Origin of the sequence: Pseudomonas baltica (assembly GCF_031880315.1) — a bacterium.
Taxonomy (GTDB): Bacteria; Pseudomonadota; Gammaproteobacteria; order Pseudomonadales; family Pseudomonadaceae; genus Aquipseudomonas.
On the sequence record NZ_CP134771.1, the window covers coordinates 1,534,414 to 1,554,993 of the forward strand.

Genomic DNA, 20,580 nt, shown 5'->3' on the forward strand with positions numbered 1-20,580 from the left:
CGGGGGGGTGTATCCACTGGGCACGCGGGCATGCCGATGGTCGAAGTTCGCTGCGGTGTTTCACGGCGCGGCCCCACTGCTGGCCGCGCGGGCTTGCAAGGTGCTGAAGCGCGCGTGGCGGCGGTCTTCGTCAAGGTTGAGGTCCAGGCGATACAGCGCAATTTGCGCGGTAGTGCTGGGCTGCTGGCTGACGTTCAGCTGCCAGCGCAACGCGCCATCCCAGGTGCCCTCGCTGCGCCCGGCATGCAGCGGGCCGTTGCTGAATTCATCCATCAACGAACGGGCGGCCAGGCTCAAACGGTCGCTGCGCTGCACCTGCTGCAAGGACTTGGCGCTTTGCCCGAAGGCGGTCAACAGTACGGCGCAGCACAGGGCCAATACGGTGAGGGCCGCCAGCATTTCCAAAAGGGTGAAGCCGCGCTGTGTGGATGGGGTTCGATCTGTATTGCCGCTGCGGGCCTTTTCGCGGGCAAGCCTTGCTCTCGCGGGTGTACGCTCGAGCCCTGCTCGCACTGTGGGAGCCAGGCTTGCCCGCGAAGAGGCCACCAAGTCGTACACAAAGTCCGGATCGGTAAAGGTGCGCAGGGCAATCACGGCACATCCCGCACAGCCACGCTGCCCGTCAGCCAACCAATATCGATACGCCAACGCTTGTCGCCTTCGCTGAGCAATACGTGCCCACCACTGGCCCCGCCGTCCGGATAGAACTCGAACGCAGCCCCCAGCTCCTGAGCGGTCTGCAACTGAATGTTCATATCCGCCGGCAGCGACTGTGCCGCTTGCCCGGGCGCCGCGAAACGCCGCTGCGCCAAGTCAAACCGCGTCTGCGCTGGCTGCCCGCTGACGATCGCCTGCACCCGCGCCGCACGCAGCGCCTGCACCACCTGAGCGATGGCGCGGCGTTCGGCAGCGGCATGCAGCCCCTTGCCCACCCCAAAGGAGAGAATGCCCACGGTCACGCCGATGAGCACGATCACCACGAGCATTTCGAACAAGGTGAAGCCGCGGGCACGGTGCATCGTCATTACTGCCAGTTACCCAGGTCGGCCTTGTAGCCATCCCCGCCTGCGACGCCATCCTGACCGTAGAAGATCAAGTCATAGCTGCCATGCTCACCCGGAAAGCGATAGCCAAACGCGTGACCGAACGGGTCCTTGAGGTCCGACGGCTTGGCATACGGGCCCATCCAGCCGCTGGCGTTGGCCGGCTTGGTCAGAAGTTGCTGCAGGTTGGCCGGTGGCGCGCCCACGTCCAGCGCGTAGCTCTCGACCTTCATGCTCAAACTCGCCAACTGCGCCTTGCCCGCGCCGTACTTGCCCTTGTCGACATTGCCGCCCACCTGACGCACCACAATGGTAGCGACGATGCCCAGCAGCACGATCACTGCGAGCATTTCCAGCAGCGTAAAGCCGCCTTGGCGACGGCTGGACTTCATGGTTTTCATCGAATCGATTCCTCAGATATTACTGGTAAGGCTCATCAGCGGCAGCATGATGGCGAGCATGATCACCGCCACCATCACTGCCATGACCACGGTCAGGGTCGGTACCAGCGCGGCGAGCATCCGGTCGATACCGCGTTTGGCTTCTACATCGAACACATCCGCGACCTTGAGCAGCATCGCGTCGAGATTGCCGGCCTGTTCACCGACCTCGATCATTTGCACGGCCAGTTCGGGCAGCAGCGGTTGCTCGCCAAACGCACTGGCCAACGTACCGCCCCCCTTGACCCACTCGCCGGCCTGCTCGACCTGCTGGACGATGGCGCGGTTGCCACAGACCTGGCGCACGATCAGCAGCGCTTGCAACAAGGCCACCCCGTTGCTCAACAAGGTGCCCAGCGTGCGGGCGAGTCGCGCCGCTTCAATGCGCTGCAGCAGCGGACCAATGACGCGAACCGACAACAGCCGACGATCGAAGCGCAGCCGCCGGGCCGGATCGCGACGGCGCCAGGCGATGCCCCAGACCAGCACGATCAGCCCGGCGAGTATCAACAGCCCGTCATCGCTGAGCACCTGGCCGGCTCGCAGGATGACCTCGGTGATCAACGGAATCGGCACCCCCAGATCGCGAAAGATCGGCACGAACTGCGGCACCACATAGGCCAGCAGCAGGGCCAGCGAGCCGAGCACGCCGACCACCAGAAAGATCGGATAGATCAGCGCGTTGATGACTTCTCCGCGCAAGGTCTCGCTGCGCTCCAGATACTCGGAGAGCTGGCGCAGGGTGCTTTCCAGCGAACCACCGGCTTCACCGGCGCGCAGCATGCTGATGTAGAGCGTCGAGAACTGCCCGCCCTCCTCTTCCAGCGCCTGGGACAGCGGCTTGCCCGCCTTGACCTGCTCGCGTATGCGCTCCAGCAGGGCACGGCGCTTGGGCTCGTTGCTCTGCTTGAGCAGGATGCCGAGGGATTTTTCCAGCGGCTGGCCGGCGCCCAACAGGGTTGCCAACTGCTGGGTGAAACTCACCAGCGCCGCGCCACTCAGCGCACTGCGCCGACGCCCCAGCGCACTGGCGCCAGCACTGGCCTGAATACTCAAGACCATCAACCCGCGTTTTTGCAGGAGCGCTACGGCGGCCGGCTGATCGGCGGCGCTGATCGCCCCGCGCTGACTGGCGCCTTCGCTGTCGACGGCGTGGTAATTGAAGTCGGCCATATCAGTCGCCGCGCGTCACGCGCAGCACCTCTTCGAGCGAAGTGATGCCGGCCACCGCCTGGCGCAGGCCTTCTTCGTACAAGGTCCGCAAGCCGCCGCGGCGGGCGGCCTGTTCGAGGGTCGCGGCGTCGGCCTGACGCATCAGCAGGCCGCGCAGTTCTTCGCTCATTACCAGCAATTCGGTGATCGCGCTGCGGCCGTGATAACCACCGCCGATCGCCTCGGTATCGGGCCGATAAAGAATGATCGGGCGCTGCTCGGTGAAACGATCGAGGCCGTGGGCGGCGACCAGTTCCGGCGGCGCCTCGAAGGCGATACGCGTCTCGGGATCGAGGCGTCGCACCAGGCGCTGAGCGAGGATGCCCTTGACCGTCGAGGCAATCAGGTAGCTTTCCACGCCCATGTCCAGCAGCCGCGTGATACTCGCTGCGGCGCTATTGGTGTGCAGGGTGGAGAGCACCAGGTGGCCGGTCAGTGACGACTGAATGGCGATGCGGCAGGTCTCGAGATCGCGCATCTCACCGATCATGATCACGTCAGGGTCCTGACGCACGATAGAGCGCAGTGCCCCGGCGAAATCCAGGCCGATGGAGGGTTTGACCTGAATCTGGTTGATGCCCTCGAGCTGATATTCCACCGGGTCTTCGACGGTGATGATCTTGCGCTCGGCGGTATTGAGCTGCGACAGCGCGGTATACAGCGTGGTGGTCTTGCCCGAGCCGGTGGGCCCGGTCACCAACAGGATGCCGTGGGGGTTGCGCAGCACCTCGAGGAAACCCTCGAGGCGCTCGCCGTCCATGCCCAGGCTCTGGAAATCGAAGCTGACCGTTTGCCGATCAAGTAAACGCATCACCACCGACTCGCCAAAACTGGTGGGCACCGTCGACACCCGCAGGTCAAGGGACTTGCCCTGGATGCGCAGCATGATGCGACCATCCTGAGGCAAACGCCGCTCGGCGATGTCGAGCCGGGCCATGATCTTCAAGCGCGAAATGACCGCCGCCGCCGAGCTCGACGGCGGCGCTTCGGCTTCGTGCAGCACGCCATCAATGCGGTAGCGCACCTTCAACTGGCTTTCGAAGGGCTCGACGTGAATATCGGAGGCGCGCTGCTCCACCGCACGCTGGAGAATCAGGTTGACCAGGCGAATCACCGGTGCCTCGGAGGCGAGGTCCTTGAGGTGCTCGATGTCCTCTTTAGCGCCCCCCTCCTCGTCCAGGGTCTCGATCAGCGAGCCCATGGCCGACCGACCTTGGCCGAAGTAGCGCTCGATCAGGGCTTCCACTTCATTGGCCGCGCCCACCGAGAGGTAGACCGGCAGCTGGCAGGCATAGGCAACCGCCTCGATGGCGTAGCGATTGGCCGGGTTGGCCACCAATACATGCAGGCCATCGCGTTCCGCGCCCAAGGGCACCACGCGGTGATGACGCAAAAAACGTTCGCTCAAGGCCGGCACCGCTTCGAGCATGGGCGGCGCATCGGCGGCCAGCAGCAAGGGGGCGGGCAGGCAGGCGGCCCAGGCCTCGGCCAGGGACATTTCAGAGACCAGCCCCAGGCGCGTCAGCAGGCCGAGCAGTTCATTACTGGCCGAGTCCTGCTCCAGACGCCGCGCGCGCTCCAGATCCACCGCCTTCAGCCCACCATGGGCGAGCAGCCACTCGCAGATCTGCGCGTCGGCAGGCAGCTGTGCGTGCACGGCATCGATGGGGGACAAGGGCATGGGATGAACTTCAGGAATTAAATAAAAAGGGCGCCTTTGCAGACGCCCCGATGAATCTTACCAGTTATTTAGTGGTAGCAGCTGAGGCGCCGGCCGGACGGCCGCCCTTGATCGTCTTCTGCGCTTGCTTCTTTTCTGCCTTGGCATCGTGGGTCTGGGTCATGACGGTAGAATCTGCCGTACCCGAAGCACTGGTCGAGTTGGCGGAATCATCAGCCAATGCCATACCTGCAACAACCATCGACAACACTGCCGAACCTGCAATAAGTGGCCACTTCATATAAATCAACTCCAATCAAAGTTATGGCAAGTCAGTATTGCCAAAAATGCAATCAATTAGCCATCACCGCAAAAAAAACACTGCCAAAGCCAGTAAAATCAGGGGTGACGGCGATTTTACTAAACCAACAGACCTGTAGGTTTAGGGTAGGTTCACATCCTGACATAAAAAAATTACATTTTTATTCTTTGTGTTTTTCGTGTTGACACAAATTGAAAAACATCGTCTTAATTTAAGGGAAAGCGGAAGCACTGACTCTAACTTGAAGGCAAGTTGCCAGTATTTTTGCTTTTAAATTAAACAATTCCCCGCTTCATCGCACGGCGATAGCCATGCCTGCTGCTGCCTGTTTGTTCCTTGCCCAATTATGACGGGAGGGGCCAAGACTTGCCGCCAGCAAGGCGTCGCGCTAGTTGCCTGCGACATAAGAGCGCGGGGCAAGATCGGCAGTTGGAGTAATCAAAGATGCGTAACCGAACACTTCTTGGCGCTAAATCGGCACTGGCACTACTGGGCTTGGCAATCGCGCAAGTGCATGCCGCCGACACCACGGCGCAGACGCAGCTTGAAGCCAAAGAGCAACGTGCCGACAAAGCCGCCGCCGCGACCGTGGCGAAGATGAGCATGGAAGAGAAGCTGGCCTATATCGGCGGTACTGGCGGCTGGGACGTCAAACCGTTGAGCGCTTACGGCGTACCGCAGATTCACGGTGCCGATGGCGGTGCTGGCGTGCGCTACACAAGCGAAGGCAACGCGCAGGGCGTGGTCTATCCGTCCGGCCCGAACCTCGCCGCCACCTGGAACCCGCGTCGCGCCATCGATTTCGGTCGCGCATTGGGCTACGACACCGCGTCTGGCGGCTACCAGTTCATCACTGGCCCCGGCATGAACCTGTACCGCACCCCGTACGGCGGCCGCGCGTTCGAATACCTGTCCGGTGAAGATCCGTTCCTCGGCGCGAGCATGGGCACCGCCGCGATCAACGGCATCCAGTCTCGCCGTGTCTGGGCCGAGGCCAAGCACTTCGCTGCCAACGACCAGGAAACCAACCGCTTCATCCTCGACGAAAAGATCCCCGAGCGCGTGCTGCGCGAGATGACCCTGCCGAGCTTCGAGTCCGCCTCCAAGAACGGCCTGGTGGCGATGATGATGTGCTCGTTCCAGAAAGTGAACGGCGAATACGCCTGCGAAAATTCCCACCTGATCGCTCAGATCCTGAAGAAGGAATGGGGCTACAAGGGTTTCATCCAGAGTGACTACAACGCGGTTGTCGATGGCCTTCCTGCAGCCCAGGCCGGTACCGACCTGGATATGATGGGCTACCAGTTCAACAGCACCATCCTCAAACCGTACCTGGACAGCGGCGAGCTGAAGGCAGCGACCATCGACGACAAGGTGCGCCGCATCCTGCGCGCGATCTACCTGTACCAGTTCGACAAATTCGCGCCGCTGACCACCCACAACATGAACAGCGCCACCAGCAACAAGGTCGCACTGAACGTGGCCCGCGAAGGCATCGTGCTGCTCAAGAACCAGAACAACGTGCTGCCGCTGGACAAGTCCAAGGTCAAGACCATCGCCGTGGTCGGCAATCTGGCCAAGTACTCGCCGCCAACCGGTTTCGGCAGCGCCAACGTCATGGCCAGCCACTACATCAGCGAGCTGAGCGGCCTGACCCAGACCGCGCCGAATGCCAAAGTCGAATTCATCGATGGCCTGTCGTTGGACCCGAGCGCTTCGGTGTGGTCGTCCAAAGACAGCAAAGGCAACAAAGTTGCCGGCCTGAAGACCGAGTACTTCACCAACGCCAACTGGTCGGGCGATGCCGCCGCTACGCAGATCAGCGACCACGTCGATCTAGACTGGTCCACCGATACGCTGCCCGTCAACGGTGACACCGCCAATACCTCGATCCGCTACACCGGTACCGTGACCCCGACCACCAGTGGCGATCAGGTATTCAAGGTACGTGCCGACGGCGCGGTACGCCTGTGGGTCAATGGCAAGGAAATCATCAACAACGGTGACGGCGAGCATCTGCCTACCAACAGCATCCCGCCGACCATCCCGTCGTTCGGCAAAGTGCATCTGGAAGCCGGCAAGGCGTATGACATCAAGCTCGAGTACTCGCGTCGCGATGGCTACATCTCGACCATGGGCGGGCTGGTGGGCGTGCAGCTGTCGTGGGCTTCGCTGGCAGCGCCGCAAGACCTGTCCAAGTACGACGCAGTGGTTGTCGCGGTCGGTAACAGCAACGAATACGAAGGTGAGGGTTTCGACCACGGTTTCGACCTGCCGGAATACCAGAGCGAGCTGATTCAGAGCATCGGCAAGGTCAACAAGAACACCATCGTCACTGTACACGGCGGTACCGGCCTGAAGATGGCGGACTGGATCGATCAGGTCCCGGCTGCGCTGCATGCCTTCTACCCTGGCCAGAACGGCGGTCAGGCCTTGGCCGAGATCCTCTTCGGCAAGGTCAACCCGTCGGCCAAGCTGCCGATCAGTATCGAACGCAACATCGAAGACAACCCGCTGTACGCCGACTTCCCGAACTACGACAACAACCTGTCGCTCAAGGAAACCAGCTACAAGGACGACCTGTTCCTGGGCTACCGCGGCTACGAGAAGAAAGGCACCAAGCCGCTCTTCCCGTTTGGTTACGGCCTGTCGTACACCACTTTCGGCTACAACAACATCAGCGTGACCCCAGGCGTTGCCGTGGGCAATACGCCGATCAAGGTGTCGTTCGACCTGACCAACACCGGCAAGGTCGCTGGCTCCGAGGTTGCCGAGCTGTATGTTGGCCAGGCTCATCCGAAAGTCGAGCGCGCACTCAAAGAGCTCAAGGGTTACAAGAAGGTCTACCTGCAGCCGGGTGAGACTCGCCACGTGACCATCGAGCTCAACGATCGCTCGCTGGCCTACTTCGATGTCGACAGCAAGCAGTGGGTCATCGACGCTGACACCTTCAACATCTCGTTGGGTGCGTCGTCGCAGGACATTCGTCTGCAGGGCAAAGTGGTCAATCAGTTCCGTCAGGAACTGTCGACCACCACCAGTAACCCGCTGCCACGCTCGGCGCTGAACTCCACCAAAGTCACTGTGACTGCGGTGAAGACTGGCGGCGTGGATGATCAGGAAACCAGCGACGATACCGGTACCAGCGACGATAACTACGGTTCGACTGACTACTAAGAGGTGAAGGCTCCTGCGGTGTACGCCGCAGGAGTCGTCGTTGCTTTGCCGGCCCCTTCGCGGGCAAGCCTTGCTCCCACAGATTTGCACCTGTGGGAGCGGGCTCTGCCCGCGAAGAGGCCATCAACCCCACCGCCACCCCATCAAGGTCGCCGGCGAATCGCCTGATCGACCTGCTCTAGATAAACCTCGAAACTACGCTCCAGATCGACCTGCTCGGGAAACCGCAGCCATTGCAGCTGCAGCCCGTCCATCATCGCCAGAATCTGCTGGGTGATGGCATCCAGATCGACATCCTCACGCACCTCCCCTCGCTGTACCAACTCTCGCAAATGCCCACCCAAGCGGCCATAGATATCCTGATAGCGCGCCTGATACCACTCCCAGGCGGGGTGTCCCTCCACCAGGCTCTCGGCATTGAGAATACTGAACGCCCGCACCACACCCGGCGCTCCGGCGTTGGAGCGATTGATTGCCCGCAAGCTGCCAAACAACCCATCCAGGCTGCCATCGCCACGCACTTCGTCGGCAATGCGGCGGTTGACCTCGTCGCGCCGATCGAGCACGCCCATCAGCAACGCAATCTTGCTGGGAAAATGATGCAGCACCCCAGCCACGCTGATACCGACACGTTCGGCGATTCGGGCGATGGATGCGCCGCTATAGCCCTCCAGTGAAAACAGCTGCAAGGCGGCATCGAGCAGTTCTTCACGGCGCTTTTCGCCCTTGGGGGCGCGGCGTTGGCGGGGGGTGGCGGGCGGCGCGTCCTGCGCGGGGTCAGGCTGGGTAGTCATCGTGGCATCCATTCGGGCAAGGCCCTTACCGTAAACAGATTGCCCGCGAGGTGCAAATACCTGGCGGCCATCGCCCTTGACCGACCCGCCTGCGGCGACTAGGTTGAGCCTCAACGGGCGGGCCATAGCGCGCGCCCTACAATAAAAATGCAGTGCCATAAAACGAGGCCCCCATGCCTGCCAGCCCAACCCCTCCGAGCGCGCTGACCTACCTCAGTGGCTTCGGCAACCAGTTCAGCAGCGAGGCATTGCCCGGTGCGCTGCCAGTGGGGCGCAACTCCCCGCAGCGCCCGCCCTACGGTCTGTACGCCGAGCAATTCTCCGGTAGCGCCTTTACCGTGCCCCGCAGCGAAGCCCGGCGCACCTGGCTGTACCGTCTGCAACCCGCAGCCAACCACCCGCGCTTCGAACGCCTGCAACGCCAGTTGCCGGGCCGCGAACCGGGTGTGATCACGCCCAATCGCTTGCGCTGGAACCCGCTGGACATTCCCGCGCAGCCTTGTGACTTCATCGATGGGCTGGTGCCGCTGGCCGCAACCCACGCTAGCGATCAGGCCGAGGGCGTCAGCGTCTACCTCTATGCCGCCAATCGCTCGATGCAACGCGCGTTCTTCAGCGCCGACGGCGAATGGCTGGTGGTGCCGCAACAGGGGCGGTTGCGGGTGATCACCGAACTCGGGGTGCTGGAGGTCGAACCGCAAGAGATCCTCGTGTTGCCGCGCGGCCTGAAGTTCAAGGTCGAATTGCCGGACACCATTGCGCGGGGCTATATCTGCGAGAACCACGCCAGCCCCTTGCGCCTGCCTGACCTGGGGCCCATCGGCAGCAACGGCCTGGCCAACCCGCGGGATTTTCTCAGCCCGGTGGCGCGTTTCGAGGACTTGCGCCAACCCTGCCAACTGGTGCAGAAATTCCTCGGCGAGCTGTGGGCCACCGAGCTGCCGCACTCGCCCTTCGACGTGGTCGCCTGGCACGGCAACAACGTGCCTTGTAAATACGATCTGCGGCACTTCAATACCTTGGGCACGGTGAGCTTCGATCACCCCGACCCGTCTATCTTTACCGTGCTGACCTCGCCCAGCCCGGACCCTGGCGTCGCCACCGTCGATTTCGTGATCTTCCCGCCACGCTGGATGGTGGCCGAGAACACCTTTCGTCCGCCTTGGTTCCACCGCAATGTGATGAACGAATTCATGGGCCTGATCAGCGGCGCCTACGACGCCAAGGCGAGCGGCTTCAGCCCCGGCGGCGCCTCGCTGCACAGCTGCATGAGCGCCCATGGCCCGGACGACAGCACCGTGCAACTGGCCACCGAGGCCGAGCTGCGCCCACACAAGATCGAGCAGACCATGGCCTTCATGTTCGAGACACGCTACGTGTTGCGGCCTAGCCGCGCCGCTTTGGCGTTACCGCAGTTGCAGAACGATTACGACAGCTGCTGGGCCGGCATGCCCACGCGCTTCGACGGGAATCAACCATGAGCCAGGCACCGCAGAGCTGGATTACCTCGGCCAATGGCCATCCGGACTTTCCCCTCCATAACTTGCCGTTAGGTATCTTCAGCCACGGCGACGGCACCCCCCGTGGCGGCGCCGCCATCGGCGATTTGCTGCTGGACCTTCGCGCCGCCATCGCCCTGGGTGTGTTCACGGGTGCAGCGCTGGCAGCGGCCGAGGCGGCCAGTGGCGCGACGCTGAATGCTTTCTTTGCGCTGGGCAGTGCGGCGCGCCAAGCCTTGCGCGCGGCCTTGCTCGACCTGCTGGGCGAACACAGTACGGTGCAAACCTTGCTGGCCAGCGCCCTTCATCCACAGATCGACTGCCAGATGCACCTGCCCGCGCAAGTAGGCGACTACACCGACTTCTACGTGGGCATCCACCACGCGACCAACGTGGGCAAGCTGTTGCGCCCGGACACTCCGCTGCTGCCCAACTACAAATACGTGCCTATCGGCTATCACGGCCGCGCGTCGACCTTGAATATCAGCGGCACGCCGGTCCATCGGCCTAACGGCCAGACGCTGCCGAACGGCGCCAGCGAGCCAGTGTTCGGCCCCTGCGGGCGGCTCGACTTCGAGCTAGAGCTGGGTGTCTGGATTGGCCCCGGCAATGCCCAAGGCACGGCTATCGCCATTGATCGGGCGGCCGAGCATATCGCCGGTTTTTGCCTGCTCAACGATTGGTCGGCACGGGATATTCAGGTCTGGGAATATCAGCCGCTGGGGCCTTTTTTGTCCAAGAGCTTCGCCACTACGCTGTCGCCCTGGGTGGTCACTGCCGAGGCGCTGGCACCGTTCCGTTGCGCCCAACCCCCGCGCCCCGCCGGTGACCCGCAGCCGCTTGGGTATTTGCTGGCCGAACAGGATCAACGCCATGGCGCGCTGAATATCGAGTTGCAGGCGCTGCTGCTGACACCGCTGATGCGTGAGCAGGGGCTGGCGCCGCAACGTTTGGGGCTGAGCAATACGCAGCACATGTACTGGACGGTTGCGCAGATGGTGGCGCATCACAGCGTTAACGGCTGCCGGTTGCAACCGGGGGATTTGCTCGGCACCGGGACCTTATCAGGGCCGGACGAAGGGGAGTCTGGCAGCCTGCTGGAGATCACCGAGGGCGGGAAGTTGCCGTTGGTACTGGCCAACGGTGAAACGCGGCTGTTTCTGGAAGATGGCGATGAGGTGATTTTGCGGGCCAGATGCCACGGGGCGGGGCTGCCGGAAATTGGGTTTGGGGAGTGTCGAGGCGTTGTGGTGGCGGCTTAGGTCAGCGCTCGGCGCAGCTAGTCGAAACCCGCTTGAACGCCTCGCGTGCGCGGCCACTAAGGGTCATGCAAACAGACCGCTCGGTCATCTTTCATCCGCTGCGACAGCGCGACCAATCGTCACAGACGAAATTATTCCTTATCATACGCGGCTTAAACGATTCCATAGCCCGACGGGATGAACCCGGTACTGCCTCCATAAGGAGCAAACATGTCCAGAATTTCCCACAAGGGATTGCGCAGCGCCTTTCGCGAGTTGCTGGCCTCACACACCTGCTATCACACCGCTTCCGTGTTCGATCCGATGTCTGCGCGGATCGCCGCCGACCTCGGCTTTGAGGTCGGTATTCTCGGCGGCTCGGTCGCCTCCCTGCAGGTGCTGGGTGCACCGGATTTCGCACTGATCACGCTGTCCGAATTCGTCGAGCAGGCCACGCGCATTGGTCGCGTCGCTCAGCTGCCGGTACTCGCCGACGCCGATCACGGGTACGGCAACGCCCTCAACGTGATGCGCACCGTGACCGAGCTGGAGCGAGCCGGGATCGCCGCGCTGACCATCGAAGACACCCTGCTGCCCGCCCAATTCGGGCGCAAGTCCACCGACCTGATCTCTGTCGAGGAAGGCATCGGCAAGATCCGCGCGGGCCTCGAAGCCCGCGTCGACCCCGAGCTGGCGATCATCGCTCGCACCAACGCTGGTGTGCTGTCGACCGAAGAAGTGATTCACCGCACCAGGGCCTATCAGAAGGCCGGTGCCGACGGTATCTGTATGGTCGGCGTGCGCGACTTCGAGCATCTGGAAGAAATCGCCGCCAACCTGACCGTGCCGTTGATGTTGGTGACCTACGGCAATAAGGCGCTGCAGGACGATGCGCGCCTGGCCAAGCTCGGTGTGCGTATCTGCGTGGATGGCCACGGCGCCTATTTCGCGGCCATCAAGGCCACCTATGATGCCTTGCGCGCGCAACGCAACCTGACGCACAGCACCGAGAACCTCAGCGCGACTGAATTGACCCGCGTTTATACGCGCCCGGAACGCTACGTCGAGTGGGCTCGGGAATTCATGCACGTCGATGAGTGATGTTTGCTGGGAGCCGGTGAAGACCTTTCGCCGCCCGACGCGCCCGCCCACTCACACAGGTGAGGGGCGGTCGCACGGAACTTAAAGGACCAAGCGCCACACTGAGTTTCAACGCGTCCTTCGTCGAGCTCATCATGGCCCACTCCGCCTCGCCTCGCAGCACCTATGCGCTGGATGCGCTGAACTTCTTTCTGGCCGATGTACGCGACGGCCTGGGGCCTTATCTGGCCATCTACCTGTTGGCCGTGCACCATTGGGAACCTGCCAGCATCGGCCTGGTGATGACCCTTGCCGGCCTGGCCGCGTTGGTGACCCAGACCCCGGCTGGCGCGCTGATCGACCGCACCCGCGGCAAGCGCCTGATCGTCGCCGTGGCCGCTTTGGTGGTCACTGGCAGTTGCGTGATCCTGCCGTTCATCAACGACTTCACCTGGGTCGCGCTGACCCAGGCGTTCAGCGCGGCGGCGGCCTCGATTTTCGCCCCGGCCATTGCAGCCATCTCCTTGGGCATGACCGGCCCGAAGGCCTTCACTCGCCGGACCGGGCGCAACGAAACCTTCAATCACGCAGGCAATGCCTGTGCTGCCCTGCTGGCGGGGGGCTTCGCCTGGTTGTTCGGGCCGGTGGCGGTGTTCTACCTGATGGCGATCATGGCGGTCTGCAGTGTCGTGGCCGTAGTGGCCGTTGCACCGGGGGATATCGATCATCAAATGGCGCGGGGCTTCGATCCTGCCCACGGCGAGCAAGCCTCCGGCTGGCGGGTGCTGCTGAGCAATCGCTCGCTGCTGTTGTTCGCGTTTTGTTGCGCGTTATTTCACCTGGCCAATGCCGCCATGCTGCCGCTGGTGAGCCAGAAGCTCTCGCAGTTCGACCTGAGCCTGGCCACCCCGTTGACCTCGGCGTGCATCGTCGCTGCGCAGCTGGTGATGGTACCTGCCGCACTACTAGTGGGCGCCCGTGCCGATCGCTGGGGGCGCAAACCGCTGTTGCTGGCTGGGTTCGCCATCCTGCCGATCCGCGGCGTGCTCTACACGCTGTCGGATAACCCCTACTGGCTGGTGGGCGTGCAGTTGCTCGACGGCATCGGTGCTGGGCTGTTCGGTGCGTTGCTGCCGCTGGTGGTCAAGGATCTCACGGCGGGTACCGGGCGCTTCAACGTCAGCCTGGGCGCGGTGACGACTGCGTTCGGCCTGGGCGCGGCACTGAGTAACGGGCTGGCAGGCTGGGTCGTGCAAGAAGCGGGCTATAGCGCGGCGTTCTTGACCCTGGCAGGCATTGCCGCATTGGCTGTGCTGCTATTGTTGGCACTTCCTGAATCCCTTGATCGATCCCCCACTGCCTCCTGAGTTCGCCCTATGCATTCACCGTTGATCATCTGGTGCATCACCGCCGTCGCCACTGCTGGCGTCATCCTGCGGCCATGGAGGGTGCCAGAGTACATCTGGGCGCTAGGCGGCGCGCTGATCCTGGTCATCAGCGGCCTGGTACCTGTAACGCTGGCGCTGAGCGCGGTGACCAAGGGGGACGACGTCTATCTGTTCCTGATCGGCATGATGCTGCTGGCCGAGATGGCCCGGCGCGAAGGCCTGTTCGACTGGCTGGCGACCCTGGCCGCGCGGCACGCCCGTGGCTCGAGTCAGCGCTTGTTCGATCTGGTGTTCGGCGTCGGCACGCTGGTCACGGTGTTTTTATCCAATGACGCCACAGCTGTGGTGCTGACCCCGGCGGTATACGCCGCGACACGGGCCGCCAAGGCCGATCCCCTGCCCTATCTGTTCATCTGCGCCTTTATCGCCAACGCCGCGAGCTTCGTGCTGCCGATTTCAAACCCGGCCAACCTGGTGATCTTCGGCCGCCATATGCCGCCGTTGCTGGACTGGCTGGCGCAGTTCAGCCTGCCGTCGCTGGCGGCGATCGTGCTTACCTACGGAGTGTTGCGGCTGAGCCAGCGCAAGCATCTGCGTCAACCATTGGCCGAAGTTTCGGCACTTGGCCCGCTACCCATGGGCGCACGGCTGACGGCGGCGGGCATTGCGGTGACAGCGGTGTTGCTGCTGGTGGTGTCGGCACTGGATCAACCGCTAGGGCTGCCCACGTGCATCGCTGGGTTGCTGACGGTAGCGCTGGTGCACGTGCTGCAACGCCGTACGCCATGGGCGGTGTTCAAGGGTGTGTCCTGGGCTGTGCTGCCGTTAGTGGCGGGGCTGTTCGTGCTGGTGGAGGCGTTGGCCATGACCGGGGTGATCGCGGAGCTGGCCAAGGCGCTGGAGCAGTGGACACGACAAGCGCCTGCGCAGGCGACCTGGGGCACCGGGATATTGGTCGCGATCGCCACGAACCTGATGAACAACCTTCCGGCAGGGTTGATCGCCGGTTCGGTCGGCCAGCTGGCGAGCCTGCCCGGGCAAACGACAGCAGCCTTGGTGGTAGCGGTCGACCTTGGCCCCAATTTGTCGATCACCGGTTCCTTGGCGACCTTGCTGTGGTTGATCGCCGTACGCCGCGAGGGGCTGCATGTGAGCGCGTGGACGTTCTTGAAGCTGGGGGCGTTGGTGATGCCGCCTGCGCTGTTGGGGGCGCTGGCGGCGATACGTTAAGCCTTCGAGTGAAGTGGGCGATCTGGGGATTCGGGGTGGTTCTGCTTTCGAGCCGGCCTTGGGGTCGCGGCCCCCGCCATTGGCCCTTCGCTTTGGCTCAGGGTTCCCGCGCTTCGACGCACTGACGAGGGGCACGCCCCGATGGGCCTTCCGTGGCCCAACGGGGCTTAGCCGGCATCCATGCCGGCTATCCCCTCGTCAGTGCGTCGAAACGCGGCCTGCTGGAAGGGGGCCGCGACCCCAAGGCCGACTCGAAAGCAGAACAGTGATATTTGTGGCGTCCTCGAGATTTTAAAAGCGTCAGCGATTCGCTTTTGGCTTTTGGCTTTTGGCTTTGAGTTTTGAAGACACCGCGATTTCCGCTTGGTCCTGCTTGCGCTCCAGCCTGTGCGGCGCCCTTCCAGCAGGCCGCGTTCCGGCTGCTGAATCGGTGGCTCCCCGGCATGGATGCCGGGGAAGCCGCGCTGAGCCATGGAGGGCGATTCGCGGCGTGCCACCGATTCAGCAGCCGGAACGCGGGTACCCTGAGCGTCAGCGAAGGGCCAATGCTGGGCGTCGCACAGGCTGGAGCGCAAGCAGGACCAACACGCCATCCAAAAGCCCCATAGCCAAGACACCCCAGCACTGAAGCCAAATCCGAACGCAGATGACAAAACGCGGCAACCAGGAACCAGGAACCAGGAACCAGGAACCAGGAACCAGCCTCGGCCTTGCCATTAACCAGCGCCCACAAAAAAAGCGACCCGAAGGCCGCTTTCTCTGTTTCGCTTCAAGGAGTTCAAGGGCCCTGAAGCTATGTATGGCGCAGCGGACGGGACTCGAACCCGCGACCCCCGGCGTGACAGGCCGGTATTCTAACCGACTGAACTACCGCTGCGTATCGCTCGGACTTGCGTCCGTTTGAACCTGTGTGACTCCAAGGCTTCGGTGCCTTTGAATCGCCAACCGGATAAATCCAGCTGGTACATAAAATGGCGCAGTGGACGGGACTCGAACCCGCGACCCCCGGCGTGACAGGCCGGTATTCTAACCGACTGAACTACCACTGCGCGTCGGTGCTTCTTCTGAAGCGGTACAACCCATATTGCGATGCTGCTTTCTCACGAAGTGGTGGGTGATGACGGGATCGAACCGCCGACCCTCTGCTTGTAAGGCAGATGCTCTCCCGGCTGAGCTAATCACCCTTTGCTTCGCTGAGGCCGCGAAATTTACGCACCTAGCGATGCTAAGTCAATACTCTGATTGAAGTTTTTCTAAAAAAACCTTTTTCAGGGCTGATAGATCATCTTGCGCGACATGCCACCGTCGACGACAAATTCCTGCCCAGTGACAAAACCGGCCTGACGCGACAGCAGCCATGCGACCATCCCGGCAACGTCCTCGACCGTGCCCACACGCCCCGTCGGGTGCTGCGCGTGATCACTGTCGCTGAGAGGCTCGGCACGCCTTACCACGGCATCCCGGGCGTCGATCCAGCCAGGGCTCACGGCATTGACGCGAATCTCCGGCCCCAGGCTGATGGCCAGCGCGTGGGTGAGTGCCACCAGTCCGCCCTTGCTCGCCGCGTAGGCCTCGGTATCAGGCTCCGATTGCCGCGCGCGGGTGGACGTCAGATTGACGATCGCCCCACACCGCGCCCGCAGATACGGCGCGCAGTGTTTGGCCAAGAGCATCGGGCCGCCGAGGTTGACCGCCATGATGCGGTTCCAATGGGCGATATCCAGGGATTCGAGGGTGGTGTTGTGCGGATCGGCGATGGCCGCGTTGCACACCAGCGCATCCAGGCGCCCGAACTGGCCCAGCACCTGGGCGACGCCTGCGGCCACCTGGGCCTCGTCGGCGACGTCCATGGCGATGAACAAGGCATTCTCGCCCAGCGCCTGGGCGACCTTGGGGCCGCGCACACGGTCAAGGTCGGTGAGCACCACTTGCCATTGCTCGCTGATCAGCCAGGCAGCGATGCCCAGGCCGATACCCCGTGCCGCACCCGTCACCAACGCGACGCGGCCATTGTGACCGCGCTCGGCGGGAGCGAAATCGATCACAGCGCAGCCAGGCCGCGGGCCAGATCGGCTTGCAGGTCGGCGACGTCCTCCAGCCCCACGGCGACCCGGATCAGGCTGTCACGGATGCCGGCGGCTTCACGTTCCTGCGGCGACAAGCGGCCGTGGGAAGTGGTGGCAGGGTGAGTGATGGTGGTCTTGCTGTCACCCAGGTTGGCGGTGATCGAGATCAACCGCGTGGCGTCGATGAAGCGCCACGCGCCCGCCTTGCCACCCTTGACCTCGAAACTCACCACGCCGCCAAAACCTTTGGTCTGGCGCTTGGCCAGTTCGTGCTGCGGATGGCTCGGCAAGCCCGAATAGTGGACCTTCTCGATACCGTCCTGCTGTTCCAGCCACTCGGCCAGCGTCTGCGCGTTGGCGCAATGCTGACGCATGCGCAGGCTCAGGGTCTCGAGGCCCTTGAGGAAGATCCAGGCGTTGAACGGGCTTAGCGAAGCGCCCGCGGTACGGACCACGCCGACCATTTCTTTCATGTGCTCGGCACGACCGGCGACCACACCGCCCATGCAACGGCCCTGGCCATCGATGAACTTGGTGGCCGAGTGCACGACGATATCGGCGCCCAGCTTCAGCGGCTGCTGCAAGGCCGGCGTGCTGAAGCAGTTGTCGACGACCAGCAGCGTGCCTTTGGCGTGGGCAATATCGGCCAGAGCGGCGATGTCCACCAGTTCGGCCAAGGGGTTTGAAGGCGACTCGACGAAGAGGAACTTGGTGTTGGGCTTGATAGCCTTTTCCCAGCCTTCGAGATTGACCAGCGGCACGTAGTCGATCTCGATGCCGAAGCGCTTGAAGTATTTGTCGAACAGGCTGATGGTCGAGCCGAACACGCTTTGCGAGATCAGCACGTGATCGCCAGCGCTGCACAGGCCCATGGCGATGGCGGTGATAGCCGCCATGCCGGTGGAGAAGCCCACTGCCTGCTCGGCGCCTTCCAGAGCCGCCATGCGCTCTTCGAACGAGCGCACGGTGGGGTTGGTGTAGCGCGAATAGACGTTGCCCGGCACTTCACCGGCAAAACGCGCGGCGGCGTCGGCAGCCGTGCGGAAAACGTAGCTGGAGGTGAAGAACAGCGGATCGCTATGCTCCCCTTCCGGCGTGCGGTGCTGGCCGGCGCGCACTGCGAGGGTGTCGAACGAGACGCCCTCCAGATCACTGTCCAGCCGACCTGCGTCCCATTCCTGTGTCATGCAACGACTCCTTAGTTGTTGTACAGATCGATGATCGCGCTCACAGCTTGGGTCTTGACCTTGGAGGAATCGTTGCGCGCCTGCTCGATCTTGTGCAGGTAATGCGCATCGATGTCACCGGTCACGTACTTGCCGTCGAACACCGCGCAATCGAAATTGTCGATCTTGACCTTGCCACCGCCGACCGCGTCGATCAGGTCTGGCAGGTCCTGGTAGATGAGCCAGTCGGCGCCGATCAGGTCAGCGACGTCCTGGGTGCTGCGGTTGTGCGCAATGAGTTCGTGCGCACTCGGCATGTCGATGCCGTAGACGTTCGGGTAGCGTACCGCCGGAGCGGCCGAGCAGAAGTAGACATTCTTGGCGCCGGCTTCGCGGGCCATCTGGATGATCTGCTTGCAGGTGGTGCCGCGCACGATGGAGTCGTCCACCAGCATCACGTTCTTGCCGCGAAATTCCAGCTCGATGGCGTTGAGCTTCTGGCGTACGGATTTTTTCCGCGCGGCCTGGCCCGGCATGATGAAGGTCCGGCCGATGTAGCGGTTCTTGACGAAACCTTCGCGGAACTTGACGCCCAGATGGTTGGCCAGTTCGAGCGCGGCCGTACGGCTGGTGTCCGGGATAGGGATGACGACGTCGATGTCGTGCTCGGGACGCTCGCGCAGGATTTTCTCGGCCAGCTTCTCGCCCATGCGCAGACGCGCCTTGTACACCGAGATGCCGTCGATGATCGAGTCCGGACGCGCCAGATAGACGTGTTCGAAGATGCACGGCGCGTACTGCGGGTTGGGGGCGCACTGACGGGTATAGAGCTTGCCGTCTTCAGTGATGTACACCGCTTCACCGGGTGCCAGATCGCGGATCAGGGTGAAACCAAGCACGTCCAGCGAGACGCTTTCGGAGGCGATCATGTATTCGACGCCTTCGTCGGTATGACGCTGGCCGAAGACGATCGGGCGTATCGCATGCGGGTCGCGGAAACCGACGATGCCGTAACCGGTGATCATCGCGACCACGGCATAACCGCCCTTGCAGCGCTTGTGCACGTCGGTGACGGCAGCGAACACGTCTTCTTCGGTGGGCTGCAGCTTGCCGCGCACCGCCAGTTCATGGGCGAAAACGTTGAGCAGGACTTCGGAATCGGAGTTGGTGTTGACGTGACGCAGATCCGACTCGTAGATCTCCTTGGCCAGCTGCTCGACGTTGGTCAGGTTGCCGTTGTGCGCCAGGGTGATGCCGTATGGCGAGTTGACGTAGAACGGCTGCGCTTCGGCGGATGTCGAGCTGCCAGCCGTTGGATAGCGCACGTGGCCGATGCCCATGGCGCCGACCAGACGCTGCATGTGGCGCTGCTGGAAGACGTCGCGCACCAGGCCGTTGTCCTTGCGCAGGAACAGCTTGCCATCGTGACTGGTTACAATACCGGCAGCGTCCTGGCCCCGATGCTGGAGAACGGTTAAGGCGTCATACAGCGCCTGATTGACGTTCGACTTGCCGACGATACCGACGATGCCACACATGCGACCCAACCCCTACGTAGTGAATCTGAACTGAACAACCCTTACTGCCCTTTGGTGACGGACGGCAAGAGGTGATCCTTGAACGGAAGATCAACTGGTGAGCTGATTCCGCTGGCGAGCCACTGGCTGGTCATCCCCAGAATGAGGTTTTTCGACCAGTCGGCGACCAATAAAAACTTGGGCAGCAACTGCGATTGTTGCCACCATGGATCCTGTTGTACCGGGCCCAGGCTCAACAGCCCGGCCGCGACCACGACCAGCAGGCCCCCGCGCGCCGCGCCGAAGACCATGCCCAGAAAACGGTCGGTCCCGGACAGGCCGGTGACACGAACCAGTTCGCTGATCAGATAGTTGACCATCGCCCCGACAATCAACGTGGCGACGAAAAGAATGGCGCACCCGGCAATCACACGGGCTGAAGGCGTCTGGATATAGGGCTCGAAATACTGAGCCAGACCGCCACCGAACATCCACGCCACCGCACCGGCGATGATCCACGTGACCAGCGACAGGGCCTCTTTGACGAAGCCTCGGCTCAGACTGATCAACGCGGAGATGGCGATTATCGCAATAATCGCCCAATCGACGTAGGTAAATGGCACGGTGCAGTCCGCAGACGGTTAAGGCGGCGCATTTTAGCAGAGCGGCGGCGTTGCGGTAAGCGGGGAATGTTAAGAGCGGCGATTTAGCGCGTCTATCGATATCAAGGGGCGCGGCTGCCGGC

Annotated in this window: 16 protein-coding genes, 3 tRNA genes and 1 pseudogene; 6 read left to right on the forward strand and 14 right to left on the reverse strand. The window is 62.7% G+C overall.

The annotated features are described in order from the left end of the window. Window positions 1-60 precede the first annotated feature (60 nt). From REH34_RS06705 to REH34_RS06730, 6 genes and pseudogenes are all read right to left on the reverse strand, one after another. A pseudogene (locus REH34_RS06705) lies at window positions 61-429 on the reverse strand (prepilin-type N-terminal cleavage/methylation domain-containing protein); the annotation flags it as partial. Window positions 430-590: 161 nt separating this feature from the next. Next, the gene (locus REH34_RS06710) at window positions 591-1,019 is read right to left on the reverse strand and encodes a Tfp pilus assembly protein FimT/FimU (RefSeq protein WP_409373255.1); all 429 of its coding nucleotides are present in this window, start codon (window positions 1,017-1,019) and stop codon (window positions 591-593) included. A gap of 5 nt (window positions 1,020-1,024) precedes the next feature. Continuing rightward, entirely contained in the window at window positions 1,025-1,435 is a 411-nt protein-coding gene (gspG, locus tag REH34_RS06715) for a type II secretion system major pseudopilin GspG (protein ID WP_226505977.1), read from the reverse strand. A 21-nt stretch (window positions 1,436-1,456) separates the two neighbouring features. Beyond that, window positions 1,457-2,656, reverse strand: a complete 1,200-nt coding sequence (gspF, locus tag REH34_RS06720) for a type II secretion system inner membrane protein GspF (RefSeq protein ID WP_311971173.1) — start codon at window positions 2,654-2,656, stop codon at window positions 1,457-1,459. A 1-nt stretch (window position 2,657) separates the two neighbouring features. After that, window positions 2,658-4,376 (reverse strand): type II secretion system ATPase GspE, encoded by a 1,719-nt coding sequence (gspE, locus tag REH34_RS06725; protein WP_226505883.1) that lies wholly within the window; start codon window positions 4,374-4,376, stop codon window positions 2,658-2,660. A 64-nt stretch (window positions 4,377-4,440) separates the two neighbouring features. After that, window positions 4,441-4,656, reverse strand: coding sequence for a hypothetical protein (locus REH34_RS06730; protein ID WP_226505884.1), 216 nt, complete (start codon window positions 4,654-4,656; stop codon window positions 4,441-4,443). 465 nt (window positions 4,657-5,121) lie between these two features. On the opposite strand from REH34_RS06730, the gene REH34_RS06735 reads away from it, so the two are divergent. Continuing rightward, window positions 5,122-7,854, forward strand: coding sequence for a glycoside hydrolase family 3 C-terminal domain-containing protein (locus REH34_RS06735; RefSeq protein ID WP_311971174.1), 2,733 nt, complete (start codon window positions 5,122-5,124; stop codon window positions 7,852-7,854). Between the two features lie 143 nt (window positions 7,855-7,997). Here REH34_RS06735 and REH34_RS06740 read toward each other — a convergent pair whose 3' ends face one another. After that, window positions 7,998-8,648 (reverse strand): TetR/AcrR family transcriptional regulator, encoded by a 651-nt coding sequence (locus REH34_RS06740; RefSeq protein WP_311971175.1) that lies wholly within the window; start codon window positions 8,646-8,648, stop codon window positions 7,998-8,000. Between the two features lie 173 nt (window positions 8,649-8,821). Here REH34_RS06740 and hmgA point away from each other — a divergent pair, with 173 nt between their 5' ends. The 5 genes from hmgA (at window position 8,822) to REH34_RS06765 (ending at window position 15,086) form a co-directional block, all read left to right on the forward strand. Further along, window positions 8,822-10,129 (forward strand): homogentisate 1,2-dioxygenase, encoded by a 1,308-nt coding sequence (gene hmgA, locus REH34_RS06745; protein ID WP_311971176.1) that lies wholly within the window; start codon window positions 8,822-8,824, stop codon window positions 10,127-10,129. Beyond that, a complete protein-coding gene (gene fahA / locus REH34_RS06750; RefSeq protein ID WP_311971177.1) occupies window positions 10,126-11,409 on the forward strand; it encodes a fumarylacetoacetase in 1,284 nt (427 codons plus the stop codon). The genes hmgA and fahA overlap by 4 nt, the downstream gene beginning before the upstream one ends. A 210-nt stretch (window positions 11,410-11,619) precedes the next feature. Beyond that, entirely contained in the window at window positions 11,620-12,489 is an 870-nt protein-coding gene (locus REH34_RS06755) for an oxaloacetate decarboxylase (protein ID WP_311971178.1), read from the forward strand. Window positions 12,490-12,623: 134 nt separating this feature from the next. Then, complete coding sequence (locus REH34_RS06760; protein WP_311971179.1) at window positions 12,624-13,835, forward strand: MFS transporter; 1,212 nt, start codon at window positions 12,624-12,626, stop codon at window positions 13,833-13,835. Window positions 13,836-13,844: 9 nt separating this feature from the next. Beyond that, entirely contained in the window at window positions 13,845-15,086 is a 1,242-nt protein-coding gene (locus REH34_RS06765; RefSeq protein ID WP_226505891.1) for an arsenic transporter, read from the forward strand. Between the two features lie 800 nt (window positions 15,087-15,886). Here REH34_RS06765 and REH34_RS06770 read toward each other — a convergent pair. From REH34_RS06770 to REH34_RS06800, 7 genes are all read right to left on the reverse strand, one after another. Further along, a tRNA-Asp gene (locus REH34_RS06770) sits at window positions 15,887-15,963 on the reverse strand. 95 nt (window positions 15,964-16,058) lie between these two features. After that, window positions 16,059-16,135: transfer RNA gene (locus REH34_RS06775), tRNA-Asp, on the reverse strand. 59 nt (window positions 16,136-16,194) lie between these two features. Further along, window positions 16,195-16,270 (reverse strand) — tRNA-Val (locus REH34_RS06780). A gap of 84 nt (window positions 16,271-16,354) precedes the next feature. Beyond that, window positions 16,355-17,131 carry an SDR family oxidoreductase gene (locus REH34_RS06785; protein WP_226505313.1) on the reverse strand — a complete coding sequence of 259 codons (777 nt, stop codon included), beginning with the start codon at window positions 17,129-17,131 and terminating at the stop codon, window positions 16,355-16,357. Next, window positions 17,128-18,339, reverse strand: a complete 1,212-nt coding sequence (locus REH34_RS06790; RefSeq protein WP_226505312.1) for an O-succinylhomoserine sulfhydrylase — start codon at window positions 18,337-18,339, stop codon at window positions 17,128-17,130. The genes REH34_RS06785 and REH34_RS06790 overlap by 4 nt, the downstream gene beginning before the upstream one ends. Before the next feature lie 11 nt (window positions 18,340-18,350). Beyond that, on the reverse strand, window positions 18,351-19,856 hold the full coding sequence (gene purF / locus REH34_RS06795; protein ID WP_226505311.1) for an amidophosphoribosyltransferase: 1,506 nt from the start codon (window positions 19,854-19,856) through the stop codon (window positions 18,351-18,353). 41 nt (window positions 19,857-19,897) lie between these two features. Then, entirely contained in the window at window positions 19,898-20,458 is a 561-nt protein-coding gene (locus REH34_RS06800) for a CvpA family protein (RefSeq protein ID WP_311971180.1), read from the reverse strand. Between the last annotated feature and the right edge of the window lie 122 nt (window positions 20,459-20,580).

Bases quoted from the DNA above. Each gene is read 5' to 3' on its own strand.
- REH34_RS06710 (WP_409373255.1), bottom strand. From the start codon at position 1,019: ATGCACCGTGCCCGCGGCTTCACCTTGTTCGAAATGCTCGTGGTGATC.
- gspG (WP_226505977.1), bottom strand. From the start codon at position 1,435: ATGAAGTCCAGCCGTCGCCAAGGCGGCTTTACGCTGCTGGAAATGCTC.
- gspF (WP_311971173.1), bottom strand. From the start codon at position 2,656: ATGGCCGACTTCAATTACCACGCCGTCGACAGCGAAGGCGCCAGTCAG.
- gspE (WP_226505883.1), bottom strand. From the start codon at position 4,376: ATGCCCTTGTCCCCCATCGATGCCGTGCACGCACAGCTGCCTGCCGAC.
- REH34_RS06730 (WP_226505884.1), bottom strand. From the start codon at position 4,656: ATGAAGTGGCCACTTATTGCAGGTTCGGCAGTGTTGTCGATGGTTGTT.
- REH34_RS06735 (WP_311971174.1), top strand. From the start codon at position 5,122: ATGCGTAACCGAACACTTCTTGGCGCTAAATCGGCACTGGCACTACTG.
- REH34_RS06740 (WP_311971175.1), bottom strand. From the start codon at position 8,648: ATGACTACCCAGCCTGACCCCGCGCAGGACGCGCCGCCCGCCACCCCC.
- hmgA (WP_311971176.1), top strand. From the start codon at position 8,822: ATGCCTGCCAGCCCAACCCCTCCGAGCGCGCTGACCTACCTCAGTGGC.
- fahA (WP_311971177.1), top strand. From the start codon at position 10,126: ATGAGCCAGGCACCGCAGAGCTGGATTACCTCGGCCAATGGCCATCCG.
- REH34_RS06755 (WP_311971178.1), top strand. From the start codon at position 11,620: ATGTCCAGAATTTCCCACAAGGGATTGCGCAGCGCCTTTCGCGAGTTG.
- REH34_RS06760 (WP_311971179.1), top strand. From the start codon at position 12,624: ATGGCCCACTCCGCCTCGCCTCGCAGCACCTATGCGCTGGATGCGCTG.
- REH34_RS06765 (WP_226505891.1), top strand. From the start codon at position 13,845: ATGCATTCACCGTTGATCATCTGGTGCATCACCGCCGTCGCCACTGCT.
- REH34_RS06790 (WP_226505312.1), bottom strand. From the start codon at position 18,339: ATGACACAGGAATGGGACGCAGGTCGGCTGGACAGTGATCTGGAGGGC.
- purF (WP_226505311.1), bottom strand. From the start codon at position 19,856: ATGTGTGGCATCGTCGGTATCGTCGGCAAGTCGAACGTCAATCAGGCG.